Below are 25,189 nucleotides of genomic sequence, written 5' to 3'. Positions count from 1 at the left end.
CCGCGCATTTCACTCCGTTGGCCGCTACGGGGTTGACAGATAGCGTGGTATGGAATACGAGCAGCCGAACACGTCGGCGGTCACCGGTTCCCCGATGCTCTTCACCACTGTGTTCACCCTGCTGTGGCTGGCCCCGGCGGGAACCAGCACCTCCCGGCGGCCGCTTTCCGCGCCGGACTTGTCGCGCACCCGGACGACGCATACGCCGGGCTTGCTGTCGTCGTCCCGGGTGACGTTGAGGGTGACCTCCATCGCGTCGCCGGGGAGCTCCTGGAAGCCGATGCGCTCCGCGTCGATCGGGGTCTTGCCGAGGTTGAGGTAGTAGACCCAGGCGATCGCGCCGCTCACGACCAGCGCGACGGCCACGAAAAGCCACCTCCGCCAGCGCTTCGGCGCCCTGCCCTTGCCCGCGGCGCCGTACCGGTCCTCGGGCCGCGCCGGCACGGCGCCGCCCTCGGCGGTCACGGTCTCCCCGCTCTGCAAATCCGGGCCTCCGGTCAAACTTGTCGTACCCCTGGGGACAATAGGCAGTGCGGCCGGTCCGGGGCACCACCCTGGTCGAGTATCCGCGACCCGTTCCGGCGGCGCGGAGCCGGGGCGGTTTACCGCGGCGCAACCAGGTGTCACGGAATAACAGGACAGGAAAGGGCCGTTCGGACCATGGTGGGAGCCGACGAGCTGACAACAGAAGACCGCAAGCAGCGACTGCGCCTGATGGCGGTGCACGCCCATCCCGACGACGAGTCGAGCAAGGGCGCCGCCACGATGGCCAAATACGTCGCCGAAGGGCACGAGGTCATGGTCGTGACCTGTACCGGAGGCGAGGCGGGCAGCATTCTGAATCCCGCCATGGACCGGCCGGACGTGCTGGCGAACATGAGCGAGATCCGTCGCGAGGAGATGGCGCGCGCGGCGAAGATCCTCGGCGTGAGCCACCGCTGGCTGGGGTTCATCGACTCCGGGCTGCCCGAGGGCGACCCGCTTCCGCCGGTGCCGGAGGGCTCGTTCGCGGTGGTCCCGCTCGAGGAGTCCACCGAGGCGCTGGTCCGCGTGATCCGCGAGTTCCGCCCGCACGTCATCACGACCTACGACGAGAACGGCGGGTACCCGCACCCGGACCACATCCGCACGCACGAGGTGTCGATGGCGGCCTTCGACGCGGCGGGCGACCCGGAGCGGTTCCCGCAGGCAGGCGAGCCGTGGCAGCCGCTTAAGCTGTACTACACGCACGGGTTCTCCAAGGCCAGGATGGTGGCGTTCGACACCGCACTCAAGGAGGCCGGGCTGGAGTCGCCGTACGAGGAGTGGCTCAAGTCCTGGGACCCGGACCGCGCCGACATCATGGAGCGGGTGACGACCCGGATCGAGTGCGGGGAATACTTCGAGGTGCGCGACGAGGCGCTGAAGGCGCACGCCACGCAGATCGACCCGACCAGCCGCTGGTTCGCCGTTCCGCTGGAGATCCAGCGGGAGGTGTGGCCCACTGAGGAGTACGAGCTGAACCGCTCCCTGGTGGACAGCACGCTGCCGGAGGACGATCTGTTCGCAGGCATCAAGGAGAAGGTGAGCCCATGAGTTTCGGTGTGCCGGCCGTCGCGGTCGTCCCGCTCACCGCGTCGGCGCTGGTCCTGGCCCAGCAGCCGGACAGCGGGGACAACGGCGGCCAGGGCGAGGACTTCGGCAAGTCCTCGCCGGTCGGCCTGCTGGTGCTGATCCTGTTCCTGGTCGCGGTCGTCTTCCTGGTCCGGTCGATGAGCAAGCACCTGAAGAAGGTGCCGCCGACGTTCGACCAGGAAGAGGCCGGAGCCGAGACTGGCGCTGAGGCTGGTTCCGAGCCGACTGCCGAAGCCGGGTCGGAGACCGCGCCGGAGGCGTCGGCCGCGGAGAAGAAACCGGACGCGGCGGCGGCCAAGAAGAGCGACTGACCTCCGGCGACGGTGACCGCGTGGGCTAGCGAGCCAGCCCGTCGCGGAGGGCAGCGAGCTTGTCCGTGAGCAGGCTGTCCTCGCCGGGCAGCACTGTGAGGTACCGGTTTCCCTCGGGCCCGGAAACCTCGAACGCGACGCGGCCGTCGGTGAGGTCGAGATAGCTCAGCGGTCCGGCTTCCGCGCGCCCTGGCCGGGCCCGTTCGCGCACGACGACGGTCATCTCGCCGACGCCGAACCAGGTCTGCTGGAACAGGGCGTCGACCGCGCGGGCGGCCGGGCCGCGGTTGTCGGCGAGGTCCTCCCGGAAGTCCTCCTGAGGCAGGGAGAAGGCGGTCAGCCGGGCTGGCCGGTACCGCGGCAGGCTCGCGACCAGCGCACCGGCCGGGGTACGGGCTCCGTCGAGCACCTTCAGCCGCACCCGGTCGCCGGAACACAGCGCCTTGACGCCGGTCCGGCCCCGGACGGCGACCAGCACGCCGTAGCGGACGTCCTGGTTCTCGACGTGGGCGACGTATTCGGTGTCGGCGCGGCCCAGCGCGTAGAGAATGTCCTCGAATTCGTCGACGAACCGTCCGTGCTCGGTCAGGCCCAGCCAGGCCAGCTCGGCGCGGACATCTTCGTCGAGCCGCCGGTCGTCGGGCGTGAACCGGAGCCGACCCGAGAACACCGGATGCGGCTCGTCGAACCCGGCTTCCCGGAGCGCTCCGAGGAGGGCGTCGAGGGAGAGCTCGGTCGCGCGCACCGCTGATCCGCCCGACGGCCTAGCGGGCCGGCCGGTCCCCGATCACCGGCGGCGTTGGTTTGAGGTCGCTCCCGCCGAACACGTCCGGATCGGTCTCCCGGAGATAAGGCGGAGCGGTTTTCTCCTTGTCGTTTTCCTTGCTCTTGCCGGGAATTCCGCCGCCGAGCATGCTTCCGGGTTTCCCCGCCGCGCCTGGACTGCCGGCGCGGCCGCCGCGTGCTGGCATCTGTTCGCCGGGGCCCCGGGCTCCGAACCGGTTTCCCGCGCCAAGACCGCCGTTGGTGCCGTTGAGCCCGCCTGGTCCCGGCTCGAAAACACTGGTGCCGAGAGGGTTGGTCGGCTGGCCGGACGGACCGAATTGATATCCGGGCGGCAATACGGGTGAGCTGGGGCGGTACGAACTGGTGCCCGTCGAATCCGGTCGCGCGGCCGGTTCGGACAGCACCGTTGAGGGTCTGCTCTCCGTCGCGTCAGGCGCGCGGCTGCCGGGATGCTTCTCTTCGTGGCTGCCTGTCCCTGGCCTTGGCTCCCGTGGTTCGGGAACCGGGCCGACCGGTCTCGCTGCACCAGGAGGCGGCTCGACCACGCCAGGTTGGCGGCCGTCGGGCGGTTTGCCGCTCGCCCCGCCCGGACCCGCGACCGGTTTCCGCGGAGCGCTGGTACTCGCGAGTCGGACCGACGCATCAGTGCCGCTCAGCTCGGCGTAACGCGCCGGAATCCGGTCGGAGTTCGTCCTCGTCGTGGAGTGATAGCAGGTGTAGGCATCGATATTGTGCTGGGCGTCGGCCTGCCACTGGTCAAGTCGGGCGAAGTAGCCAGGCTTTCCGTTGAGCAGGTCGTACACGTCTTGCGCGGTGATTTCCGGTCGGTCGCCGATCGGTTTCACCGTGTGGAAGGCGGACATTTGCGCGTCCGCCGCGGTCTGGGCGAACACGAGGTTCGCGCTGTGATCCGCTGCGGCAGCCATCAGCGGGGAAGCCGAATTCGCGGCCGCCTCAGCGGAGACGCCATGCCAGCCCGCGCGCACCTTCTTCACGAGCCGGGCGATTTCGTCGACCCGGTCAATCAGCCGCGCGCTGAGGTCCTTCGCGCATTTCTGAGTCGCTGCCAGGGATTCCATGCCTTGCCCGCCGGTGACCTGGTGGTAAATCTCCGCGGGGGTCATCGACTGATCGGCCATCAGTGTCCTCCTCGCAGATTGCCGAGTACTTTCTGTGCGACGTCCCGGGCGGAATCGCACGGGTCCTTCTCGCCTTGATGCGCCGGCGACTGCCTGATCGACACGACTACCGTTTCGCGGTCGCTGATTCCCACCGCGATATCGCATTCGCCGCGACTGGCCCGATTGTCGTCTTCGCCGTAGGCCACGGCGGGATACCCGTCGACCGGGGCCAGGGCCAGGAAGAACCGGTAGATCCGGTCCTTGGCGCGATAGAACGACGTCAGGCCGAGGTTGTTGATGTCCGGGAACACGACCGCCACCTGCGCCTGGGCGAACCAGCCGCATCCCGGCCCGCCCGCGCCGTGCGGCTCCGGTTTGACGCGCGGATTGTCGCCGAGGAGGTCGGTGATCTGAGCCGAGGTCAAGGATTCGCAGGGATTCTGCTTCAAGCGGGTGGCATCGAGCGGGCTCGGCACTTTCGGCACGCCAGGGCCGGGCACTTCTTCGGCCGCGGGACTGTTCGGTGCTGAGGAGGCTGGCCGGCCGGCCTGCTCGCTCGGGCTGGCGCGGCCGGTTGTCGTGCTGGAACAGCCGGCGAGCGCGCACAGGCCGAGCGCGGCGAGCGTGAGCGCGCGTCTCACAGACTTCCCCCGGCACGGTGGAGGTCGGCCGAGTGCGTGTCCTCCGCGGCCGAGTATTTTGTGAGCGCGGTGCGGTATTGCGCGGCCTGGTCTCGGCAGTACTGCTCGCATTGCTCCAGCGACTTGAGCAGTGCTCGTCCGGAACCTTGGAACGCGGTCGCGTTGCCGACGCTCGAAAAATCCAGGCCGGGTGACCCGGTTTGCGCGATGATGCGTGCGCGGACTTGGTCCAGGCGAAAATTGTCGGCGAGGCTTTCGTAGGTTTCCGCGATTTCTTTCAGCGTCGCTTTGTCGTACGAGTACCCGTCGCCCAGCAACGGCGCGATCGCGATCGTCTCGATCGACGCGCCGCCGTATCTCCGAACCGGAGGCAGGCTGGACTGCTGATTGTCGGCCACGATGTACGCCTCCCCGTGCGTAGACCGTCCCGGGTCCGCTGGGCCCAGGTGTGGTTCGTCACCCTGTGGAGCCGGGTAGTTACTCTAGTCGCCGCGATTAAGCCTGTCTGCATTTGCTAACTGCAACTCGCAGGGGAGTTCGCGTTTTACCGACTTGAGCAGGGCGACTGTCCTGGTGCCAACGGCAAGTATCACTCGAATGTCTTAAGCCGCTGACAGGGACAGAACGGGTCAGCGCCGTTCAGCAAGTTGCTCGTCGTAAAGGCTTTCCGGCGGCAGATGCTTGCCGGGCGAGACGATCTCGCCGGTCCGATGGCCTGCCGGCGGCTTGCTCTGCGTTCCCGTGCACCCGAGGGCCCAGTTGTGCGCGGTCGGCGGGTTTTCCACGAGATACGAGCCGGTGCCGCAGTTCCACAGCACCGAATTCGCGCCCGCCCAGCCCTGGCCGCTGCCCATCCACTGCCGGTCGGAAAGCTGAAGATGACCGGACGGCGGGCTCACCGTGAGGTCGTCGTACAGAGTGCCGCTGGCCCAGCGCTGGTGCGGGCCGGCGTCGAGGATCCGGGAGCCGGTGTTGGTCGCGGTGCAATGGCTGATGACGTTGGGGCCGGGCACCCTCGCCTGCGTGATCCAGGCGTGCACGTTGCTGCCGGTGACCACGCATTGCCGCACCAGGGTTTCCTGGCCGCTGATGGTGTAGGCGGCCGGCTGGTCGTGGATGTCCTGGGGCACGGATTCGTCGAGGGACGAGGTGTTCAGCAGGCTGATCCGGAGCGCGTTCTCTCCGGTCCCGAAGGCCGAGCCGAAATGGTCCGCGACCACGTCGTTCACCCAGCTGTCCTCGGCGGCGTCCACGGAGACCAGCTGGGATTTGAAGAAACCGTCGTTGTGCCAGGCGGGATCCTGTTCGAACTCGGAGCCGTCCGCGGACAGGTGCGCGAGGCCGGACCCGCTGATCCGGCCGGGATACGAATAGCGCGTGACAGTGGCGTGGGTGTACTGGCTTTCCAGCGCGTTGGTGAGCGGCACGTCGAAGCGCACCGTTTTGCCGTTGACTGCGGTGATCGTCCGGTCGAACTGCAGGCCGGCGTTCGGCGTCCACTGCTTGCTCGGCGTGCCGTCCGGCCGGGGCGGGATCTGGTCCATGCCGATAGCGTGGATCCACGCTTGCTCCTGCGGACGCTGCACGATGACGTGGTCGCCGACGTGCAGGGCCGAGGCATCGCTCACGTCGAGCTGATCCGCGCCGACCGGGACGTACCCGCTGGCGACCGGGACCGGCGAACCGGCCGAGACGCGCGAGCCGGTTCCGGCGATCGTGACCAGAGTGTGCAGTTTCCCCGCCGCGACCAGCCTGGTCCCGTGCGCTCCGCTGCCCGCGCCGCGCAGTTCGACGTTGCTGGCACTGATCCGCAGCGTGCCTTCGAGCCGGTAGTCGCCCGCCGCCAGTTGCACCGCACCGGGTTTGCCGCTGTTCGCCACCTGGTCGATGGCCTGCTGAATACGCGCGGTGTCGTCACCGGACGGCTGCGGCCCGACGGTCGTCGCGACCGGCAGTTCAGGCGGCGGGGCGTCGCCGTTGCGGTAGCCGACGCGGGAGAAGTCGGGGATCCGGTTGCCCTGCGCATCGGTGCCGTAAGCGAGGCGGCCGCCCGCGAAGGTGATCCAGTCCGGTGCCGTGGACGCCGCATGGGCGCTGCAACCAGACAAACCGATACATCCGATGAATACGAGCGCAGGGAGAGTCTTCAAGGAGCCAGCACCACCGGATCGCCTCATGGAAGCGGACTGTAGCGATCTTCCTGCCGCGCAGCCAAGGACAATGGTCGGATTTCTCAGCATTCCTTCAGCGGGTCGGCGCGGGCGAGCCGAGGTCTCGCGCGCTAGGTGTCTGCGGTCGCGTTGCGCGGCGTTACCGGCGGTCGGCCGTCTTCGGTGTCGGCTGCCGGAATGAGGCACACTCGGCACCATGTCGAACCGCCTCGCCGAAGCGACTTCTCCGTACCTCCTGCAGCACGCCGGCAACCCGGTCGATTGGTGGGAATGGGGGCCGGAAGCACTGGCCGAGGCGCGCCGGCGCGGGGTGCCGATCCTGTTGTCCGTCGGGTACGCCGCCTGCCATTGGTGCCACGTCCTGGCGCACGAATCCTTCGAGCACGAAGGCACCGCGGCGCTGATGAACGCTCACTTCGTCAACATCAAGGTCGACCGCGAGGAGCGGCCGGACATCGACGCCGTCTACATGGCCGCCACGCAGGCCATGACCGGCCAGGGCGGCTGGCCGATGACGTGCTTCCTCACGCCCGAGGGGGAGCCATTCCATTGCGGCACTTACTATCCGCCCGCGCCGCGGCCTGGGATTCCGTCGTTCACGCAACTGCTGGTGGCGGTCGCGGAGGCGTGGGAGGAGCGGCCGGACGATCTGCGCGAGGGTGCGAAACAGATCGTGGGGCATCTGGCCGAGCAGAGCGGTCCGCTGAAGGAAGCCGCCGTCGACGCCGGCGCTTTGGCGGAAGCGGTGTCGAAACTCGCGCAGGAGGCAGACTCCGTGCACGGCGGTTTCGGTGGCGCGCCGAAGTTTCCGCCGTCCATGGTGCTGGAGTTCCTGCTGCGCCACCACGAGCGCACGGGATCGGCGCAGGCGCACGCGCTCGCCGAGTCCGCAGCGGACGCGATGGCGCGCGGCGGCATTCACGACCAGTTGGGCGGCGGGTTCGCGCGCTACTCCGTGGACGCGGAGTGGATCGTTCCCCACTTCGAGAAAATGTTGTATGACAACGCGTTGCTGCTTCGAGTGTACGCGCATCTCGCGCGTCGCGGCTCGACGTCGGCACGGCGGGTGGCGGAAGGGATCGTCCGGTTCCTCGAGCAGGATCTTCTTACGTCACAAGGAGGTTTCGCGGCTTCGCTCGACGCGGACACCGAAGGCGTCGAGGGGTTGACATACGTGTGGACTCCCGCGCAGCTCAACGAGGTTCTCGGCGAGGACGGCCCATGGGCGGCTGAGCTGTTCAGCGTCACCGAAGAGGGCACGTTTGAAGAAGGCGCGTCGACTCTCCAAATGCGGACAGATCCAGACGACTTCGACCGCTTCGAGCGCGTCCGGCAGGCGTTGCTCGAAGCGCGGGCCGAGCGTCCGCAGCCGGGACGGGACGACAAGGTGGTCGCGGCGTGGAACGGTCTCGCGATTTCCGCGCTGGCCGAAGCGGGCGTCGCATTGGAGCGTCCACAGTGGATCGAACTCGCCCGTGGCGCGGCTTCTCTGCTGCTGGACCTGCACATCGTGGACGGACGGCTCCGCCGCAGCTCGCGCGACGGCGCGGTGGGCGCTCCGGTCGGCGTGCTGGAGGACTATGCCTGCCTCGCCGACGGTCTTCTCTCCCTCCATCAAGCCACCGGCGAGCCTCGCTGGCTCACCGAAGCGACCCGGCTGCTGGACGTCGCCCTGGCGCATTTCGCGTCGGACACCGCGCCGGGTGCGTATCACGACACCGCCGACGACGCCGAAGTCCTGGTGCAGCGCCCATCCGATCCGACGGACAACGCGAGCCCGTCCGGCGCTTCGGCGCTGGCTGGCGCCTTGCTTACCGCATCCGCGCTGGCCGGACCTGACCAGGCAGCGCGCTACCGGGACGCTGCTGAACTCGCGCTGCGTCGCGTCGGTCTGCTGGCCGCGCGCGTGCCGCGGTTCGCTGGACACTGGCTGTCCGTGGCGGAAGCGGCGCAGTCCGGGCCGGTGCAGGTCGCGGTGGTCGGCGCGGACCGCGCGGAGCTGGTCACCGCCGCTGCACGACACATCCATGGCGGTGGCATCGTGCTCGGCGGCGAGCCGGACGCGCCCGGCGTCCCGCTGCTGGCCGACCGGCCGTTGGTCGACGGCAAGGCGGCGGCGTACGTCTGCCGCGGCTACGTCTGCGAACGCCCGGTGACCGCGGCGGACCAGCTCATCGCCCAGCTCTGACGAATTCCGCCCCTGGTGAACGCGCTACCCGCCTCGATGAAATCGGCGTAGCTTCCGTAGTGACGTAATCATGTAATCACGGACGGTGGACGTCATGGGGCGAGGTTGGAAAGGCCGGGGCTGGCAGCAGGCCGAGGCTCCGTCGGCGGACGACGCCGCGGCGTGGTTCGGCGGACGGCTCCCGGACGGCTGGTTCACCGGCGATCCGGAGATCACCGTGGACCGCGAAGAGATCCTGGTCGTCGGCGAGCTGCCCGCGCTGACCGGCGATTACGCCGACGAAGCGGCCCGCGCGGCCGCCGAAGACGGGCGAATCAGCCGGTTCCGCGAGGAAACCCGCGACGAGCGGATCGAGATCGCCCGGCAGGCCGAGCACCGCTACCAGCGCAAGGTGGCGTGGGGCGCGAAGCTGGGCGGCACGACGGTGCATTTCACGACGCTTTCCGTGCCGGTGATGACCCGGCTGCGGCAGCCCGAACGGCTGGTTCTCGACACGCTCGTTGACGCCGGCGTCGCGCGGTCGCGGTCCGAGGCGCTGGCCTGGGCGGTGCGGCTGGTCGGCGAGCACGCGGACACGTGGCTGACCGAACTGCGCGAGGCGATGACCAAGGTCGACGACCTGCGGTCGAAGGGGCCCGATTTGGGCTGAGCTGCGGGACTTCCTCCGCTGCGGCAGGCTGGTGGCAGCCTGCTGTATCGGAGGAACCGTGGACGTCCCTGCTGTGCCCGACAAAGTGGATCCGGACGCGCTGACCGCAGTCCTCGACGGACGCTGGGCCGGTCTGAAGCGCGACGTGCGCGCGCAGATGAGCGCGGAGACGTTCCGGGACACGATCGGTCTCGACGTCGAGGCGCACCGCGTCCAGGTGTTGGACCAGCTGCGGAAACTCGCCGAGACAGACCGTCCCGCCCTCGGCTTCGACGCCGCGTACGGCGGGATGAGCGACGTCGGCGGGTCGGTGATGTCGTTCGAGATGCTCGGCTACGGCGACCTGTCGCTGATGGTCAAGGCCGGGGTGCAGTGGGGCCTGTTCGGCGGTGCGGTGCAGCTGCTGGGAACTTCGGCGCACCACGAGAAGTACTTGCGCCGCATCATCAATCTGGACCTGCTCGGCTGCTTCGCGATGACCGAGCATGGCCACGGCTCCGACGTCCAACACCTGCGCACCACCGCGACCTACGACCCTTCGACGCGCGAATTTGTCGTGCACAGCCCAGATCCCGGTGCCACCAAGGAATACATCGGCAACGCCGCCCGTGACGGACAACTCGCGGTGGTCTTCGCGCAGCTGATCACCGGCGGCGAATCCCGTGGTGTACACGCGTTCCTGGTCCCGATCCGCGACGATTCGGGAGCTCCGGCCCCCGGCGTCACCATCGCGGACTGCGGCCTCAAGGCTGGTCTGAACGGTGTCGACAACGGACGGTTGACCTTCGACCAGGTCCGCGTGCCGAGGGAAGCGCTGCTGAATCGATTCGGCGACGTAGCCGAGGACGGCACCTACACGAGCCCGATCGAAAGCGACGGCCGCCGGTTCTTCACGATGCTCGGCACGCTCATCCGCGGCCGCGTGAGTGTCGGCGGCAGTGCCGGATCCGCCACCCAGCGAGCCCTGACGCTGGCGGTTCGGTACGGCGACCAGCGGCGGCAGTTCCAGCGTCCGGAAGGCGACGAGGTAGTCATCCTCGATTACCTGGGACACCAGCGGAAACTGCTGCCTGCATTGGCGAACACCTACGCCTTGCACTTCGCGCAGGAGGAACTGGTCGCCGCACTGCACGACATCGCGCCCGACGCACCGGAAGAGGAGCAGCGCGAACTCGAATCCCGCGCCGCGGGCCTGAAGGCGTTGAACACCTGGCACGCGACCTCGACCATCCAAACGGCCCGCGAAGCCTGCGGTGGCAGCGGATATCTGTCGGAGAACCTGCTGGCCGGTTTGAAAGCTGACACGGACGTCTTCACCACCTTCGAAGGCGACAACACGGTGCTGTTGCAGCTGGTCGCGAAGGGCTTGCTGACGCAGTACAAGGAACACTTCGAGGACCTCAGCCCCCTGGCGACCGCCCGCTTCGTCGCCGAACAGCTGGTGGACACCGTCATGGAACGCTCAGCCGCGTGGCGGTTCCTGGAACGCCTCACCGAGTCCGACGACGCTTCGGTGCTCTTCGACCGCGAGTGGCAACAGCGTCTCTTCGAGGACCGCGAAGAGCACGTACTGAGCGGCGTGGCCAACCGACTTCGCCGTGCTGCTTCGGATCCTTTCGGTGTCTTCAACTCCGTACAGGATCATGTGCTGCTCGCTGGCCGCGTACACGTGGACAGGGTGATTCTCGACGCCTTCGCCCGGGCTTTGGATACCTGCAGCGACCCGGACGCGAAGGTGCTGCTGGACCGGGTGTGCGACCTGTACGCCCTGTCGACGATCGAAGCGGACCGCGCATGGTTCCTGGAACACGGTCGGATCTCCGCAACCCGCTCCAAGGCAGTGACCGCGGCGGTCAACGCACTGTGCGGCGCGTTGCGCCCACACGCGCGGACGCTGGTGGACGGGTTCGCGGTACCGGAGCAGTTCCTGGCAGCCCCGATGCTGAACGGCTGAGCCTGCACAAAACGACTCAGGCCGTGCCCAGGCCGCATGACGGCCTGGGCACGGCCTGAGAGGGTAAAACCGGAGCTAGGCGTACATGGCCAACCAGATCGCGATGTAATGCGAAACCGCGGCCAGCACCGTGCACGCGTGGAAGAACTCGTGGTATCCGAACGTCTCCGGCCAGTGGTTCGGCCACTTCACCGCGTAAAAAACCGCCCCGACCGTGTAAAACAGGCCGCCCACGCACAGCAGCACCAAAGCCGCGACTCCGGCGTGGCTCAGCAGTTCCGGCAGGACGAACACCGCGACCCACCCGAGTGCGATGTAGATCGGCACTCCCAGCCAGCGCGGTGCGTGCGGCCACAGCATCTTCATCGCCACGCCGAGGACCGCGCCGCCCCAGACGATGCCCAGGACGATGTATCCGGTCGGCTTCGACATGGCCAGCAGGGTGAACGGCGTGTACGTGCCGGCGATGAAGAGGAAGATCATCGAGTGGTCGGCGCGCTTCATCCACTTGTACGCGCGCGGGCTCCACAGCCTGCGGTGATACAGCGCGCTCACGCCGAACACGCCCAGCACGGTGAGGCCGTACACGGACGTCGCCAGTGCGGCGACCGGCGAAACCGTCGACGCGGCGAGGCTGATCAGCGTGGCGGCCGCGGCCACCGCGCCGAAGAACGACCAGAAGTGGATATGGCCGCGCAGCCGGGGGCGGGTGTCCTCGGGGAGGGCTGGGGGCTCGATCGTCACGCTCACCGTCCCAAGGTTACGGAACCGTAGGTTTTTCGCCAGCCCCCGTGGCGCGTCACACCCCTCATTCGAGGGTGCGTACGCTCGGGCGACGTGAGCCTCCGGTCCTTCATGTCCGACGTCGTCTACAGCATCTACAGCCGCCGGCTGATCCAGCAGTCCGCCGGCCGTCATCCTCGGCATATCGCGATCATGCTAGACGGCAATCGCCGCTGGGCTCGCGAGGCCGGGTTCGCCGACGTGGCCGACGGGCATCGCGCCGGGGCCAAGAAGATCGCCGACTTCCTCAGCTGGTGCCAGGAGGCCGAGGTCGAGGTCGTGACGATGTGGCTGCTCTCCACCGACAACCTCAACCGCGATCCGGACGAGCTCACGCCGCTGCTGAAAATCATCACCGACGTCACCGACGAGCTCGCCGGGGCCGAGGTGCCGTGGCGGTTGCGCATCGTCGGCGCGCTCGACCTGCTGCCGCTCGAGGTGGCGCAGAAGCTCACCGCCGCCGCGGCGCGCACCGAGAACCACTCGGGCATGGAGGTGAACATCGCGGTCGGCTACGGGGGCCGTCAGGAGATCGCCGACGCCGTCCGCAAACTTCTCCTGCAGCACGCCGACGAGGGCACTTCGATTCGCGAACTCGCGAAAATCCTCGATGTCGACCACATCTCGGAACATCTGTACACGTCAGGTCAACCGGATCCGGATCTGATTATCCGAACGTCCGGTGAACAGCGGCTTTCCGGATTTCTGCTCTGGCAGTCCGCGCATTCGGAATTCTGGTTCACCGAGGCTTACTGGCCGGCATTCCGGCGCGTCGACTTTCTCCGCGCGCTGCGCGACTACGCCTGGCGGCACCGCCGGTTCGGGGCCTGACGCGGCGAACCGGCCCGGCGGACCCACCCAGCCGGGCCGGAAGACACCGCGAAGGCCCCGGAGCCGCGCTCCGGGGCCTTCGCGTCAAGACGGCTCAGCCGTGGTGGTGCTCCATCGAGTGGGCGATCAGCGCCGGCGTCGTGGCGATGCCGGTGTAGGCACCGGCGACCAGCGAAGCGGCACCGTAGCCCAGCGCGCCGCCGCCCTCGATGAAGGTGGCGTAGGCGTCGCCGAACGTCGGGTCCGGAGCGCCCTGCGTCGCGGCCGGGGAGGCGAACGCCGTCCCGCCGATCATCATCAGGCCCGCGGCCGCACCGGCGACAATTCCAGCCTTCTTCAGCACTTCGCACACTCCTAGGTAGAGATACTGGGATTCGGGGCACCGGAGTGTTCCGGTGGTGTGTCCCGCAGTAAGGAAATTACCCCCGAATGGCCTCTAGCGAATGGTGCGTACGCCCATTGTGTGAGCGCTGGAAGGCCCAGTTCACTCGGTCCGGTTCAGTGTCCAGGACGCGAAATGCTTTCCGGTCTGCGTCGTGGTACAAGGCCCTTTACCTGGGAATTGCCTGCACTCGGTGATTAATTTTCCAAGATCATTCGTCCGCGTGACCCCCCGATCGCCGGACCTGGTGACGCTGAGTGAGCACTGTGGACACTCTGTTTCGGGCGACCGACGGTGGGATGACGAATCGGCGAATCACCTGTGTGGCTGCCTGCACGACCGGGCCGACGTAGGTACCTTCCGGAATAGAGGGCTCGCGTTCCGTGCGGGTTCTCGCGGGAGGCCCTGGTCGTGGCGTTGATCGAGGGGGCGGCTCAGCCGCCCACGAGATGCACGAGGGGGCCGGCACCCGGCCCTCGTGGCCGTGCCGCCTGACGCAGCCAGCGTCAGGGAGTGCGGACCCAGCCAGGGAGGTGCCCGGCCCAGCGAGTGCGGGCGTGGGGTGCACACGCCCTCGAGGGAGATGCCGTCGTGACTGCGCAGCGTTCACCCCGCAAGGCCTCAGGCCGTTCTTCGACCGGTGCTTCAGCGCCGGAGAAAGCCTCGATCTCGCCCGAATCCCCACGCATCACTTATGTGCTCGACACGTCGGTGCTGCTCTCCGACCCGTGGGCGGTCACCCGGTTCGCCGAACACGCGGTGGTTCTCCCGCTGGTCGTCATCAGCGAACTGGAGGCCAAGCGCCACCACTCCGAACTGGGCTGGTTCGCCAGGGAATCCCTCCGGCTGCTGGACGACCTCCGGCTCAAGCACGGCAGGCTCGACGCCCCGATCCCGATCGGCGACCAGGGCGGCACCCTGCAGGTGGAACTGAACCACACCGATCCGTCCGTCCTCCCGGTGGGCTTCCGCACCGACTCGAACGACCATCGCATCCTCGCGTGCGCGCTCAACCTCGCGACGGAGCGTCCGGCGGTCACCCTGGTGACGAAGGACATCCCGCTGCGGGTCAAGGCGGGTGCGGTCGGGCTCACCGCGGACGAGTACCGGGCGCAGGAGGTGACGCCGTCGGGCTGGACGGGCATGGCGGACGTGGACGCCCCGCAGGAACTGATCGACACGCTCTTCTCGGGCGGTTCGGCGGATCCGGCGGAGTTCGGCCTCGGCGAGGTGGGCGAACTGCCGTGCCACACCGGGCTGCGGCTGCTCGCGGGCAGCTCGAGCGCGCTCGGCCGGGTCACGGCGGACAAGCGGGTGCGGCTGGTGCGCGGCGACCGCGAGGCGTTCGGCCTGCACGGCCGCTCGGCTGAGCAGCGCGTGGCGCTCGACCTGCTGCTGGACTCCGACGTCGGCATCGTGTCGCTCGGCGGACGCGCGGGCACCGGCAAATCGGCGCTCGCGTTGTGCGCGGGCCTGGAGGCGGTGATGGAACGCCAGCAGCACCGCAAGGTCGTGGTGTTCCGCCCGGTCTACGCGGTCGGCGGCCAGGACCTCGGCTATCTGCCCGGGTCCGAGAGCGAGAAAATGCAGCCCTGGGCGCAGGCGGTGTTCGACACGCTCGGCGCGCTGGTCAGCCAGGATGTCCTGGACGAGGTCTTCGACCGCGGGATGCTCGAGGTGCTGCCGCTGACGCACATCCGGGGCCGCTCGCTGCACGACACGTTCGTGATCGTGGACGAGGCGCAGTCGCTGGAGCGCAACGTGCTGCTGACCGTGCTGTCACGGCTGGGTTCGGCGTCGCGGGTGGTGCTCACGCACGACGTGGCCCAGCGGGACAACCTGCGGGTCGGCAGGCACGACGGCGTCTCGGCGGTGATCGAGAAGCTGAAGGGACACCCGCTGTTCGCGCACGTGACCCTGACCCGCTCGGAGCGCTCGCCGATCGCGGCGCTGGTGACCGAAATGCTGGAGGACCACGGCTGACCTAGTCGTGAGTGGCAATCACGGTTCTAACCGTGATTGCCACTCACGAGGCTCTCTACCAGCCAGCAGGCAGCGGACGTCCCTCCGCGAAACCGGCTGCCGACTGCACGCCCAGGACCGCGCGCTCGTGGAACTCCTCGAGCGTGCGCGCGCCCGCGTACGTGCAGGACGAGCGGACGCCCGAGCAGATCGAGTCGATCAGGTCCTCGACGCCGGGGCGGGCCGGGTCCAGCGCCATCCGCGACGTGGAGATGCCCTCCTCGAACAGCGCCTTGCGCGCGCGGTCGAAGACGTTGTCCGTGCGCGTGCGGGCTCCGACGGCGCGCTTCGACGCCATCCCGAACGACTCCTTGTACGGGCGGCCCTGCTCGTCGTACCGCAGGTCGCCGGGGGATTCGTGGGTGCCGGCGAACCACGAGCCGACCATCGCCGCCGACGCGCCCGCGGCCAGTGCCAGCGCGACGTCCCGCGGATGCCGGACGCCACCGTCCGCCCACACGTGTTTGCCCAGTTCACGGGCGGCGGCAGCGCATTCCGCGACCGCGGAGAACTGCGGGCGGCCGACGCCGGTCATCATCCGCGTGGTGCACATCGCGCCAGGCCCGACGCCGACCTTGATGACGTCCGCGCCCGCGTGGATGAGGTCGCGGGTGCCTTCGGCGGTCACGACGTTGCCCGCGACGACCGGCACCTTCGGCGACACCGAACGGACTGCCTTGAGCGCGGCGATCATCTTTTCCTGGTGCCCGTGCGCGGTGTCGACGACGAGCGTGTCGACACCCGCGGCCAGCACCGCTTCGGCCTTCGCCGCGACGTCGCCGTTCACGCCGATCGCGGCGGCGACACGCAGCTTGCCCTGCGCGTCGGCGGCCGGGGTGTAGATCTCCGAGCGCAACGCGCCCACCGCGGTCAGGACGCCGGCGAGGCGACCGTCGGCGTCGAGACCGAGAGCGAGCCGTCCGCCGTGGCTGTGCAGGAGCTCGAAAACCTCGCGCGGCGGCGTGTCCAGCGGCACGGCGACGACGGCGGGTTCGGCGACGTCGGCCAGCCGCGCGAAACGGTCGACGCCGGCGCAGGCGGCCTCGTCCACGACGCCGACCGGCTTGCCGTCACCGTCGACGATGACGACCGCGCCGTGTGCTCGCTTGTGCACGAGGTTGAGGGCATCGGCCACCGCGTCGCCGCCGGTGAGGACCAGCGGCGTGTCCCAGACGACGTGGCGGGACTTCACCCAGGAGACGATTTCGGCCACCGCGGCCGTGTCGACGTCCTGCGGAAGCACGACGAGCCCGCCGCGGCGAGCCACGGTCTCGGCCATCCGCCGCCCGGCGACGGCCGTCATGTTGGCCACCACCAACGGGATCGTCGCGCCGGTTCCGTCCACAGTGGACAAGTCGACGCCGAAGCGGGATTCCACGTCCGAACGGTTCGGCAGCAGGAACACGTCGTCGTAGGTCAGGTCGTGAGCGGGCACGTGCCCATCCAGAAAGCGCACGAGTCACCAGGCTACGTGGCTTGCGCGCGGGACGCTAACCCGGCGTGGCCCGTGGAACAATGGCCAGGTGGACAGCCGTGATCGCGACGACCAGGGGCGGGCCCGCAACGCCCGCCCGCGTGACGGTCTGGGCCGCCCGCTGCCCTATGGCGCCGACGGCGTCCCGCGCCAGCCCGAAGGCGTGCAGCGGACCCCGGAGGAGACCCTGGCGGAGGCGCAGGACCTGCTGGACGCTGGCCGCCCGTTCCACGCCCACGAGGTCTTCGAGGACGCGTGGAAGGCGACCGACGGGCCCGAACGGGAACTGTGGCGCGGCCTGGCCCAGCTGGCGGTCGGGCTGACGCACGCGTTGCGCGGGAACGGCAACGGAGCGGTCGCGCTGCTGGAGCGGGGCGCGGAGAACATCGCGCCGTTCCGGGAGAAGCCGCCACACGGGGTGGACGTGGCCGGGTTGGAACGGTGGGCGCAAGCGCTTGCGGCGGAGGCCCGGGAGCGGGCTCGGGTGGTGCCGGAGGTTCCTCGGCTGGCCCGGTAGGGGTTTCTGGGCTGCGGGGTCCCTGATCTTGCTGAGTTCTTGCCTGTGCGCCGAATGGCTTCGGTGCCTTGCCAGGAGCGCTCGGCTTATGCGGGTGCGGATGGTCGCGAAGTCTCGGCGGCGCGGGTCGGGCATCGAGCGGCGAACTAGCTGGTCTAGCCACCCGCAAGCGCTTGCGGACCGGCCTGGCAACCCGAATCCGGACCTCGCCGGGCGGGCCGGCCACGGTGCCGACCCGCCCTGGCGAGGTTCGGGGCGGTCAGGCGGCGGGCCAGTCGGCCGACGCGGCTTTTTCCTTGCCGATCGTCGTCGCTTCGCCGTGGCCGGTGCGGACGATCGTCGCGTCGGGGAGGGGAAAGAGGCGGTCGCGGATGGAGTGCACGATGGTCGGGTAGTCGGAGTACGAGCGGCCGGTCGCGCCGGGGCCGCCGTTGAACAGGGTGTCTCCGGTGAAGAGGACTTCCAGGTCGGGGCTGTGCAGGCAGATCGCGCCGGGCGCGTGGCCGGGCGTGTGCAGCACGGTGAGGTCGGTGCCGGCGACGGTGAGGACCTGTCCGTCGGCCAGGTCGCCGTCGGGGGCGCGGTCCGGGTGAGTCAGGTCCCAGACGACGCGGTCGGCCGGGTGCAGCAGGATCGGCGCGCCGGTGCGGTCGGCCAGCGCGGGGGCGGCGTTGACGTGGTCATTGTGCGCGTGGGTGCAGACAATCGCGCGGACCGTGCGGTCTCCGACTACGTCCGCGATCGCGTCCGCGTCGTGCGCGGCGTCGATCACGATCACCTCGGAGCCGTCGCCGACTATCCAGACGTTGTTGTCCACGTCCCAGCTGCCGCCGTCGAGCTCGAACACGCCCGACGTGACCAGGTTCTGCACTATCGCCGTCATGCCGCAGACCCTAGTGGCCCGCGAGGCATACCGCCGGTACTTACTTTCGAGTATTCTTACTCGCGGTAAGTTAGCCGCGACGACGGGACTGCACATGACCGACCCCCGGGATCTGCTCGCCGAACCGCTCAAACTGCAGTGCGGGGCCGTGTTGCCGCATCGCCTCGCGAAGTCGGCGCTCAGCGAGCAGCTTGGCGACCGCCGGAACGCGCCGTCCGCCGAACTCGCGCGGCTGTACCGGACCTGGGCGCGCGGGGGAGCCGGCCTGCTGGTGACCGGCAACGTGATGGTCGACCCCACCGCGCTCGGCGAACCGCGCAACGTCGCGGTGCCTGCCGTGCCAGACCCGGCGGCGTACCGGTCGTGGGCGAGGTCCGTGGACGGCACGGACGCGCAGTTGTGGGTGCAGCTCAACCATCCCGGTCGGCAGAGCCCGCGGTACTTGTCCCGGCAGCCGGTCGCACCGTCGGCGGTGCCGTTTGGCGATCGTGGGGTGCGGACGGCGTTCGCGACGCCGCGGGCGTTGACCGGGGACGAGATCGAAGCGGTGGTGGCGAGGTTCGCGTTGTCGGCGCGGACGTTCGTTGACGCTGGGTTCGCCGGGATCCAGATCCACGGCGCGCACGGGTATCTGATCTCGCAGTTCTTGTCTCCGTTGGTGAATCGGCGCGACGACGAGTGGGGGCGCGACCGCAGCCGGTTCCTGCTTGAGGTGGTGCGCGCCGTCCGGGGTGCGGTGGGGGATCGCGTGCCGGTTTCGGTGAAGCTCAACAGCGCTGACTTCCAGCGCGGCGGGTTCGACGAGGACGAGTCGCTGCGGGTGGTTCGCGCGCTGGGCGAGGCCGGGATCGATCTGCTGGAGATTTCCGGCGGCACGTACGAGCGAGCCGTGATGATGGGATCCGGCCGGGCGAGCACGCAGCGGCGGGAAGCGTACTTCCTGGACTACGCGGCGAAAGCGCGGCAGATCAGCGACGTCGCGCTGATGGTCACCGGCGGGTTCACCACGGCGGCGGGGATGGCGGAGGCGCTGGAATCCGGTGCGCTGGACGTGATCGGGATCGGCCGTCCGTTCACGGTGGACCCCGCGCTGCCGGGGCGGCTGCTCGCGGGCGAGGACGTCCGGGCCGAACGGCGGTGCCCGCACACGGGAATCCGGCTCGCCGACAGCCTGCTCGAGATTCAGTGGCACACACAGCAGATGCACCGCGTCGCCGCGGGCAAACCGGTCGACCTGAAGCGCGGCGCGTGGCGGGCGCTCGCTCAGGCCGGGCTCAGCGATCCGCTGAACGCGTTTCGCCGGGTACGCGCGTGAGCCGCCGGTCGGCGACCTGCGCTCCGCTGGCGAGCACGATGAAGAAGACGCCGATGAGCAGGCAGTTCAGCGCGACCTGTCCGTAGCCGAGGTTGTCGGCGTTGACGAACGGGTACGGGTAGTAGCCGTCGATCGCACCGCGGACGAGCGTGAAAACCAGCCACACCAAGGGGTAGACGAGCGACCACCAGACCGTGCGCCATTCCAGCACGCGTGGAGCGAAGATCAGCCAGCCGAGCACGCACAGCACCGGGCTGACGCGGTGCAGCAGGATGTCCGCGGCGAGGCCGAGCCCGTGCAGTTCGTACAGCCCGGCGAGCGCGACCTGGTAGACCACGCCGGTAACCACGATCCCGACCAGCGCATCGAGCCACAGCACGCGCATCAGCCGGGAGCTGCCGCGTCCGAGGGCGAACGCCGCGCTGGTGATGAGGACGAGCACGTTCGAGAGGATCGTGAAGTAGGTGAACAGGTTCGCCACCCGCCCGCCGAAGCTGGCGTACCGACCCTGCGGCGCCACCAGCGCGACGATCTGGATCACGAGCGCGGCCAGCACGACGACCGCGGTCACCCCGAACCACAGCCGGGCCAGCGCTTTCGAGGACATGCCGCTGACATTACGGCTCGATTGGGGTCCGCCCGGCCCGACACGACCAGGATCGATCGCGCCGGGCCGAGTGAACTTGCTCAAGCCGAGAGCCGCCTGCCCTCCGGAGGCAGTGCTCGGGCGTTGATTACCGCATCACCGCACCGCCTTCACCAAGGCCGGGACGAAGACCGACGCGTCGACCGTGCCCCAGCCGCTCGCGATGTCGTAGCCCGGACCGGCCTTGAAGCCCTCGACGCCGTACTGGCTGTTGTCGCCCTTGGCGACGTCAACGATCCCGGCCGCGGTGCCCTTCGGACCCAGCTTCGAGTACAGCGCCGGGTTGATCTGGCCCAGCCGGCCGTGGTTGGCCTGCACCGCCAGCGCCAGCACCCCGGCGAACAGCGGTGCCGACTGCGACGTGCCCTGGACGCCTTCCATGCTGATGTCCGGGTACGCCCGCATCGTGCTGCCGGTGATGTTCTTGACGCGGTTCTGCCAGGACGGCCGCGCGTACGCCTTCGACAGGCCCGCGCCTTCGCTGAACCCGTTGTCCGCCACGTTGACCAGGTCGTCGGGCTGGGTGCGGTTGCCGTTCGCGTCCAGGTGCAGCTGGGTGCCGCCGAGCGCGGTGACGTTCGGGTCGCTCGCCGGCCAGCTCGCCACGCGGTACGGGTACTTGCCGGGCCCTTGCAGGTACGACCCGGACGGCCCGTCGTCGCCGGACGACGCGACCAGCGTGACGCCCGCGCGGCTCGCCCGCTCCAGCGCCGGGTCGAGGGTCTTGATCGACTCGAACGACGGGAAGTTCTCCTCGGTGGTGCCGAAGCTCATCGAGACCACGTCGGCGATCCGGTGCTCAGTCAGGTAGTCGACGGCGTGCATCATTTCCGGCAATCCGGCGAAGCCCTGCGTCTCGGCGACCGGCGTGGCCGCGACGACGATCTTCGCGGCCGGAGCCATCGCGTGCATCATCGTGACGTCGAGATCGGTTTCCCCGCCCCACGACTGGCAGGTGGCGGTGTCCACCCCGGGGTCGGTGCACGCGGGCACCGCACCGGACGGCTGCAGCACCTCGACGTTCGCCGGCGGCAGGCCGTGCTGCCGCGAATACTCGTCCAGCACCTGCTTGACCTTGTCGTCGCCGAACGACACCAGCGTGGCCACGGTGGACCCGGCGCCGGTGATGCCCTGGTTCCACAACTTCGTGGCGTTGTACGCGCCGGCTTCCTTCGGCAGCTTGGCCATCGCCGCGTTGAGTCGTGCCACCCGCTCGGGCACGGTGGTCGCGCCGACGAACGACTGCGCGGCAGCCGAGAAGTGGTGTCGCGACGGCTGCGGCGGCGCCGGCGCGGCACTGGCCGGTGCCGCCACCACGGTGGCGGCGAGCGCCACGCCCGCCAGCAGGGTCATCGGCCGCCCGAATCCCCGGACGGCTGATTTCACCCGGAACGTCATGCTTTTCTCCCATCGACACAGGCCAGTGCTCCCACTCTCGGGCACGCGGCCACGGGCGCGACATCGACTTTCGTCGGGCGTTTTCCCGAGTACGGCAGGGAAAACTGCCCGATGTCCGTAATGTGCCCACTCATTCCGACGGCGGGTGCGGCGATCGTCATCCGGACGCCTCCTCGGAACCGGGCTGGTCTTCGGCACCGGACTGCTCCGCTTGGCCGGGTCCCACCGCCGGACGGCTGCCGCGCAGCAGTCCCCGGACGGTGTCGATGGTGTCGGCCTCGGCAGGGTCCTTGTCCGGCCGGTACCGCACCACCCGCGCGAACCGCAGCGCCAGCCCGCCCGGATACCGCGTGCTGACCTGTGCCCCGTCCAGTTCGATCTCGACCACCAGCTCCGGCCGGACATGGACGGTCCACCGGTCGCGGTGCGTCTCGATTTCCTGGAACCGCTCGGTCTGCCAGGCCAGCAGCTCGTCGGTGAGGCCCTTGAACGTCTTGCCCACCATGATCGGCGGTCCGCCGTCCGGATCACGCGCGCCGAGGTGCAGGTTGGACAGTTTCCCGGTGCGCCTCCCGTGGCCCCATTCCGCCGCCAGCACCACGAGGTCGATCGTGTGCACTGGTTTCACCTTCAGCCACGCGCGGCCGCGCCGCCCGGCTGCGTAGATCGAATCGAGGTCCTTCACCATCACGCCCTCGTGCCCGGCGTCCATCGCCGCGTCGAGCACCGCCGCCGGTGATTCCGGCCGGACCGAACCGGGGATCACGTGCTCGCCCGCCACGCGGCGCAGCGCCTCGTTGCGTTCGGACAACGGAGCGTCGAGCAGATCGACCCCGTCCAGATGCAGGCAGTCGAAGAAGTACGGCCGCAGCAGCAACGCCCGCACCTGTTCGTCCCGCGTGCTGCCGAACCGGCTCATCGTTTCCTGGAACGGCCGCGGCCGTCCTTCGTCGGTGAGGGCGAGGGTTTCGCCGTCCAGCACCACCGATTCGCACGGCAGCGCCCGCACCAGTTCGACCAGTTCGCCTACGCTGCCGGTGATTTCCCGCAGCGTGCGCGTGTATACGTGCACTTCCGAACCTTGCCGGTGCACCTGGATCCGCGCACCGTCCATTTTGTACTCGACGATCGCGTTCCCGTGCTCGGTCACCGCTTCCTCCAGCGATTCCGCCGGGGACGCGAGCATCGGCCGCACCGGACGGCCCAGCTCCAGCCCGAATTCCGCGAGCGCCGCCGCGCCCCCGGTCAAGGCCGCCTGCCCGGTGACCGGCAGGCGTCCGGACAGCATGAAGGCGCGCCGCACCTGGTCGACCTCCACCTCGGCCGCCGCCGCGACCGCGTCGACCATCACCCCTTCCAGCGCGCCTTGCCGCAGCTCCCCGGTGACGAGCCGGAACACGAACTCCTGCTCCGCACGGGTCAGCCGGGAGAACAGCGCGGTGAGCGCCTCCGCTCGTCGCTTCACCGAACCCGCGCCCGCCGCGGCCGCGACTTCGGTGAGCGCGACGTCGACCTCCGCCACGGAGACGGCGGGCACGGCCGCGGGTTCGACGGCGAGGTCGGCGAGCGTGCGCCAGCCGGCGCCGAGCCGGTCCTGCGCCGTCTGCCCGGTGAGATACGCGATCACCGCGGGCAGCTCGCCGGGTTCGGCCGCGCGCAGCACCTTGGCCAGCACGGCGATCTTCGTTTTCCGTGACCGCGTGGCCGCCAGTTCGGCGGAGGCGGTGACGAGGTCGGTGAACAACACCCGGCCATCATCGCCCCCGCCACCGACAAAAACTCCAGCCTCAGCCTCGACCGGGTGAAAAAGAGCTGGTCAGGCATCCGGACGAGTGCAGTACTGGTCCAGCAGTCCCTGTTTCGTCACACACGGCGTGTACCCTGCGTCCTGCAGTTCCGCCCGTGCCGTGCTGCTGCGCAGATAGTCGATGAACTGCTTCAGCAGCGAATCGTTCTCCGGCACGCCCTTGGTGTAGAGGTACTCCACCGTCCAGAAGCGATAACCAGCGTCGATGCTGGTCACGTCGGGGTAGCGGTCGTCGAGTTTCGCCATCGCGACCTGGCCGCCCGCCGCGGCGATCTTGGCCGCAGGCACGTCCGCATAGCCGATCGCTCCAGGTGTTTCGCCTACGGCACGCAGCAGATCGTCGGTCGTGCCGCGTTCGCAGCGCACCACCGCGGCGTGCGGGTCGCGGATCGGCGTCCGGCAGTCGTCCGACGACAGCCCAGGTTCGGCCGCACCCAGCACTTTCTCCTCGAAAGTCTTGCGCGTGCCCGATTCCTGCCCGCGCCCGACGACCCGGATCGGGACCGACGGGCCGTCGCGCAGCTGAGCCCAGTTGGTGTACTTCCCGCTGAAGATGCCGCGGACCTGCTCGCTGCTCAGATGGTCGACACCGACGGAGTTGTTCACTACCAGGCTGTACACGAGCACCGCTACCGGTTGCGTGACCAGATCCGGCCCGGCGTCGGGAGCCTTGCCGTCGGACAGCACTGCCAAACTGTCCTTTTGGTCTGCTGGCAACGGCCCCAGTTCGCGCACCGCGGACACGCTGCCGACAGCTTGCGTCGTGATCGTCGCACCAGGACACTGCCCGTGATACTCCGTCGCGACACTGTTCATGATCCGCGCGAACGCGCTGGATCCGTGCACCGCAAGGGTTCCGCTGCCGCAGCCGGGCGCAGGACCGCGCGACGCGGCCACGATCAGCGTGCTCAGCAACACCCCGCTCAGCAGTACTCCGATCGCCACGGTCACCACCGGCCACGACAGCCAGCGCTGTTTGCGTTCGTCCTTGATCCGCCCGCCGCTGAGCCGTCCGACGACGTCCAGTTCCTTGGACAACGACCCGCCGCGCCAGTCGTCCGGCTCGCGCAGCACGACGACGAGCTTGAACTTTTCCCGTCGCTTCAACGAAAGCTGTTCGAGCCGGACACCGTGCCATTGCGGGGTCTGCACCGCCGGAACCGGGGATTCGGGCTGGCGCAGGAAACCGGACAGCCGCTGCGACAGCAGGGCTCGCACACCGGACAGTCGCGCGGTGTCGGATTCAGGCGTAGGCTGATCATGAGTGAAGAATTCAAGGCCGTTCCGGACCACCTCACGCAGCCCGTCCTTGGCGTCAGACACGCGCGCGTCCCACACCACCCTCCGGCCGAAGGTGAACTGCAGCGGGTGTTCCCAGTCGTCCGGGCCGATGTCGAAGCTGCCCGTGTTGCGGATGCGGATCACGACCACGCTGAGCGGTTCCAGGAGCCGCACCGTGCGCACGAGCTCCGGATCCGCTTGCACCGCGCCGTTTTCCTGATCGCTCAACGTCACCGGGTTGAGGCCGATCTTGGAGTTGTACAGCTCCCGGTAGATGACGCGCCTGCGGCGGATCACGTAGCGGTCGACGATCGGGGCGAGGATCGTCGCGCCCGCGACGACCGCGATGGGCACGATGCCGCGATCGGACGTGAGCACCTCGGCGAGCGCTCGCAGGACATCTCCGAAGCTCACG

Annotated in this window: 23 protein-coding genes; 9 read left to right on the top strand and 14 right to left on the bottom strand. The window is 69.0% G+C overall.

Annotated features, from left to right (window positions below; genetic code table 11):
• Positions 1-24 precede the first annotated feature (24 nt).
• A complete protein-coding gene (locus tag H5411_RS13280; RefSeq protein ID WP_312878195.1) occupies positions 25-465 on the bottom strand; it encodes a DUF4307 domain-containing protein in 441 nt (146 codons plus the stop codon).
• 195 nt (positions 466-660) lie between these two features.
• Here H5411_RS13280 and mca point away from each other — a divergent pair, with 195 nt between their 5' ends.
• A complete protein-coding gene (gene mca, locus H5411_RS13275; RefSeq protein WP_183123912.1) occupies positions 661-1,575 on the top strand; it encodes a mycothiol conjugate amidase Mca in 915 nt (304 codons plus the stop codon).
• Positions 1,572-1,925: a hypothetical protein gene (locus tag H5411_RS13270; RefSeq protein ID WP_101437757.1), complete on the top strand. Its 354-nt coding sequence runs from the start codon at positions 1,572-1,574 to the stop codon at positions 1,923-1,925. Before mca ends, H5411_RS13270 begins: the two co-directional genes overlap by 4 nt.
• A gap of 25 nt (positions 1,926-1,950) precedes the next feature.
• Here the strand turns inward: H5411_RS13270 and H5411_RS13265 are convergent, their stop codons facing one another.
• From H5411_RS13265 to H5411_RS13245, 5 genes are all read right to left on the bottom strand, one after another.
• Complete coding sequence (locus H5411_RS13265) at positions 1,951-2,670, bottom strand: ESX secretion-associated protein EspG (RefSeq protein WP_101437758.1); 720 nt, start codon at positions 2,668-2,670, stop codon at positions 1,951-1,953.
• A gap of 19 nt (positions 2,671-2,689) precedes the next feature.
• Entirely contained in the window at positions 2,690-3,850 is a 1,161-nt protein-coding gene (locus H5411_RS13260; protein WP_183123911.1) for a PPE domain-containing protein, read from the bottom strand.
• Positions 3,850-4,473: a DUF3558 domain-containing protein gene (locus H5411_RS13255; protein ID WP_244194722.1), complete on the bottom strand. Its 624-nt coding sequence runs from the start codon at positions 4,471-4,473 to the stop codon at positions 3,850-3,852. The genes H5411_RS13260 and H5411_RS13255 overlap by 1 nt, the downstream gene beginning before the upstream one ends.
• Positions 4,470-4,871, bottom strand: coding sequence for a hypothetical protein (locus H5411_RS13250; protein ID WP_158242500.1), 402 nt, complete (start codon positions 4,869-4,871; stop codon positions 4,470-4,472). Before H5411_RS13250 ends, H5411_RS13255 begins: the two co-directional genes overlap by 4 nt.
• A 231-nt stretch (positions 4,872-5,102) precedes the next feature.
• On the bottom strand, positions 5,103-6,623 hold the full coding sequence (locus H5411_RS13245; RefSeq protein ID WP_246368945.1) for a glycoside hydrolase family 55 protein: 1,521 nt from the start codon (positions 6,621-6,623) through the stop codon (positions 5,103-5,105).
• A gap of 217 nt (positions 6,624-6,840) precedes the next feature.
• Here H5411_RS13245 and H5411_RS13240 point away from each other — a divergent pair, with 217 nt between their 5' ends.
• The 3 genes from H5411_RS13240 (at position 6,841) to H5411_RS13230 (ending at position 11,435) form a co-directional block, all read left to right on the top strand.
• A complete protein-coding gene (locus H5411_RS13240; RefSeq protein WP_183123909.1) occupies positions 6,841-8,832 on the top strand; it encodes a thioredoxin domain-containing protein in 1,992 nt (663 codons plus the stop codon).
• Between the two features lie 94 nt (positions 8,833-8,926).
• Positions 8,927-9,481 carry a hypothetical protein gene (locus H5411_RS13235; RefSeq protein ID WP_101437763.1) on the top strand — a complete coding sequence of 185 codons (555 nt, stop codon included), beginning with the start codon at positions 8,927-8,929 and terminating at the stop codon, positions 9,479-9,481.
• Between the two features lie 58 nt (positions 9,482-9,539).
• On the top strand, positions 9,540-11,435 hold the full coding sequence (locus tag H5411_RS13230) for an acyl-CoA dehydrogenase family protein (protein ID WP_183123908.1): 1,896 nt from the start codon (positions 9,540-9,542) through the stop codon (positions 11,433-11,435).
• Positions 11,436-11,510: 75 nt separating this feature from the next.
• Here the strand turns inward: H5411_RS13230 and trhA are convergent, their stop codons facing one another.
• Entirely contained in the window at positions 11,511-12,185 is a 675-nt protein-coding gene (trhA, locus tag H5411_RS13225) for a PAQR family membrane homeostasis protein TrhA (RefSeq protein ID WP_183123907.1), read from the bottom strand.
• 105 nt (positions 12,186-12,290) lie between these two features.
• On the opposite strand from trhA, the gene H5411_RS13220 reads away from it, so the two are divergent.
• Complete coding sequence (locus H5411_RS13220; protein WP_101441070.1) at positions 12,291-13,049, top strand: isoprenyl transferase; 759 nt, start codon at positions 12,291-12,293, stop codon at positions 13,047-13,049.
• A 94-nt stretch (positions 13,050-13,143) separates the two neighbouring features.
• On the opposite strand, the gene H5411_RS13215 is transcribed toward H5411_RS13220, so the two are convergent.
• Positions 13,144-13,392, bottom strand: coding sequence for a hypothetical protein (locus tag H5411_RS13215; protein ID WP_101441071.1), 249 nt, complete (start codon positions 13,390-13,392; stop codon positions 13,144-13,146).
• A gap of 735 nt (positions 13,393-14,127) precedes the next feature.
• On the opposite strand from H5411_RS13215, the gene H5411_RS13210 reads away from it, so the two are divergent.
• Complete coding sequence (locus H5411_RS13210; RefSeq protein WP_101437765.1) at positions 14,128-15,414, top strand: PhoH family protein; 1,287 nt, start codon at positions 14,128-14,130, stop codon at positions 15,412-15,414.
• A gap of 55 nt (positions 15,415-15,469) precedes the next feature.
• Here H5411_RS13210 and guaB1 read toward each other — a convergent pair whose 3' ends face one another.
• Positions 15,470-16,909, bottom strand: a complete 1,440-nt coding sequence (gene guaB1 / locus H5411_RS13205) for a GMP reductase (RefSeq protein ID WP_101437766.1) — start codon at positions 16,907-16,909, stop codon at positions 15,470-15,472.
• A gap of 67 nt (positions 16,910-16,976) precedes the next feature.
• Between guaB1 and H5411_RS13200 the strand changes: the two genes are divergently transcribed.
• Positions 16,977-17,444, top strand: coding sequence for a DUF309 domain-containing protein (locus H5411_RS13200; protein ID WP_183123906.1), 468 nt, complete (start codon positions 16,977-16,979; stop codon positions 17,442-17,444).
• A gap of 259 nt (positions 17,445-17,703) precedes the next feature.
• Here the strand turns inward: H5411_RS13200 and H5411_RS13195 are convergent, their stop codons facing one another.
• Positions 17,704-18,327: an MBL fold metallo-hydrolase gene (locus H5411_RS13195; RefSeq protein ID WP_183123905.1), complete on the bottom strand. Its 624-nt coding sequence runs from the start codon at positions 18,325-18,327 to the stop codon at positions 17,704-17,706.
• 94 nt (positions 18,328-18,421) lie between these two features.
• Between H5411_RS13195 and H5411_RS13190 the strand changes: the two genes are divergently transcribed.
• Positions 18,422-19,642, top strand: coding sequence for an NADH:flavin oxidoreductase/NADH oxidase family protein (locus H5411_RS13190; RefSeq protein ID WP_183123904.1), 1,221 nt, complete (start codon positions 18,422-18,424; stop codon positions 19,640-19,642).
• Here H5411_RS13190 and H5411_RS13185 read toward each other — a convergent pair.
• The 4 genes from H5411_RS13185 to H5411_RS13170 all read right to left on the bottom strand — a co-directional run bounded on the left by H5411_RS13185 (position 19,602) and on the right by H5411_RS13170 (position 25,188).
• On the bottom strand, positions 19,602-20,249 hold the full coding sequence (locus H5411_RS13185) for a Pr6Pr family membrane protein (RefSeq protein ID WP_183123903.1): 648 nt from the start codon (positions 20,247-20,249) through the stop codon (positions 19,602-19,604). The genes H5411_RS13190 and H5411_RS13185 overlap by 41 nt on opposite strands.
• Before the next feature lie 135 nt (positions 20,250-20,384).
• The gene (locus H5411_RS13180) at positions 20,385-21,686 is read right to left on the bottom strand and encodes a S53 family peptidase (RefSeq protein ID WP_246368944.1); all 1,302 of its coding nucleotides are present in this window, start codon (positions 21,684-21,686) and stop codon (positions 20,385-20,387) included.
• Positions 21,687-21,843: 157 nt separating this feature from the next.
• The gene (locus tag H5411_RS13175) at positions 21,844-23,433 is read right to left on the bottom strand and encodes an ATP-dependent DNA ligase (protein WP_312878188.1); all 1,590 of its coding nucleotides are present in this window, start codon (positions 23,431-23,433) and stop codon (positions 21,844-21,846) included.
• 69 nt (positions 23,434-23,502) lie between these two features.
• Complete coding sequence (locus tag H5411_RS13170; protein ID WP_183123902.1) at positions 23,503-25,188, bottom strand: PstS family phosphate ABC transporter substrate-binding protein; 1,686 nt, start codon at positions 25,186-25,188, stop codon at positions 23,503-23,505.
• Position 25,189: the final 1 nt, after the last annotated feature.

The organism is Amycolatopsis echigonensis (assembly GCF_014174495.1).
Taxonomy (GTDB): Bacteria; Actinomycetota; Actinomycetes; order Mycobacteriales; family Pseudonocardiaceae; genus Amycolatopsis; species Amycolatopsis echigonensis.
The sequence above is the reverse complement of the archived record's forward strand: the minus strand, read 5'-3'. Positions and strand labels throughout refer to the sequence as shown.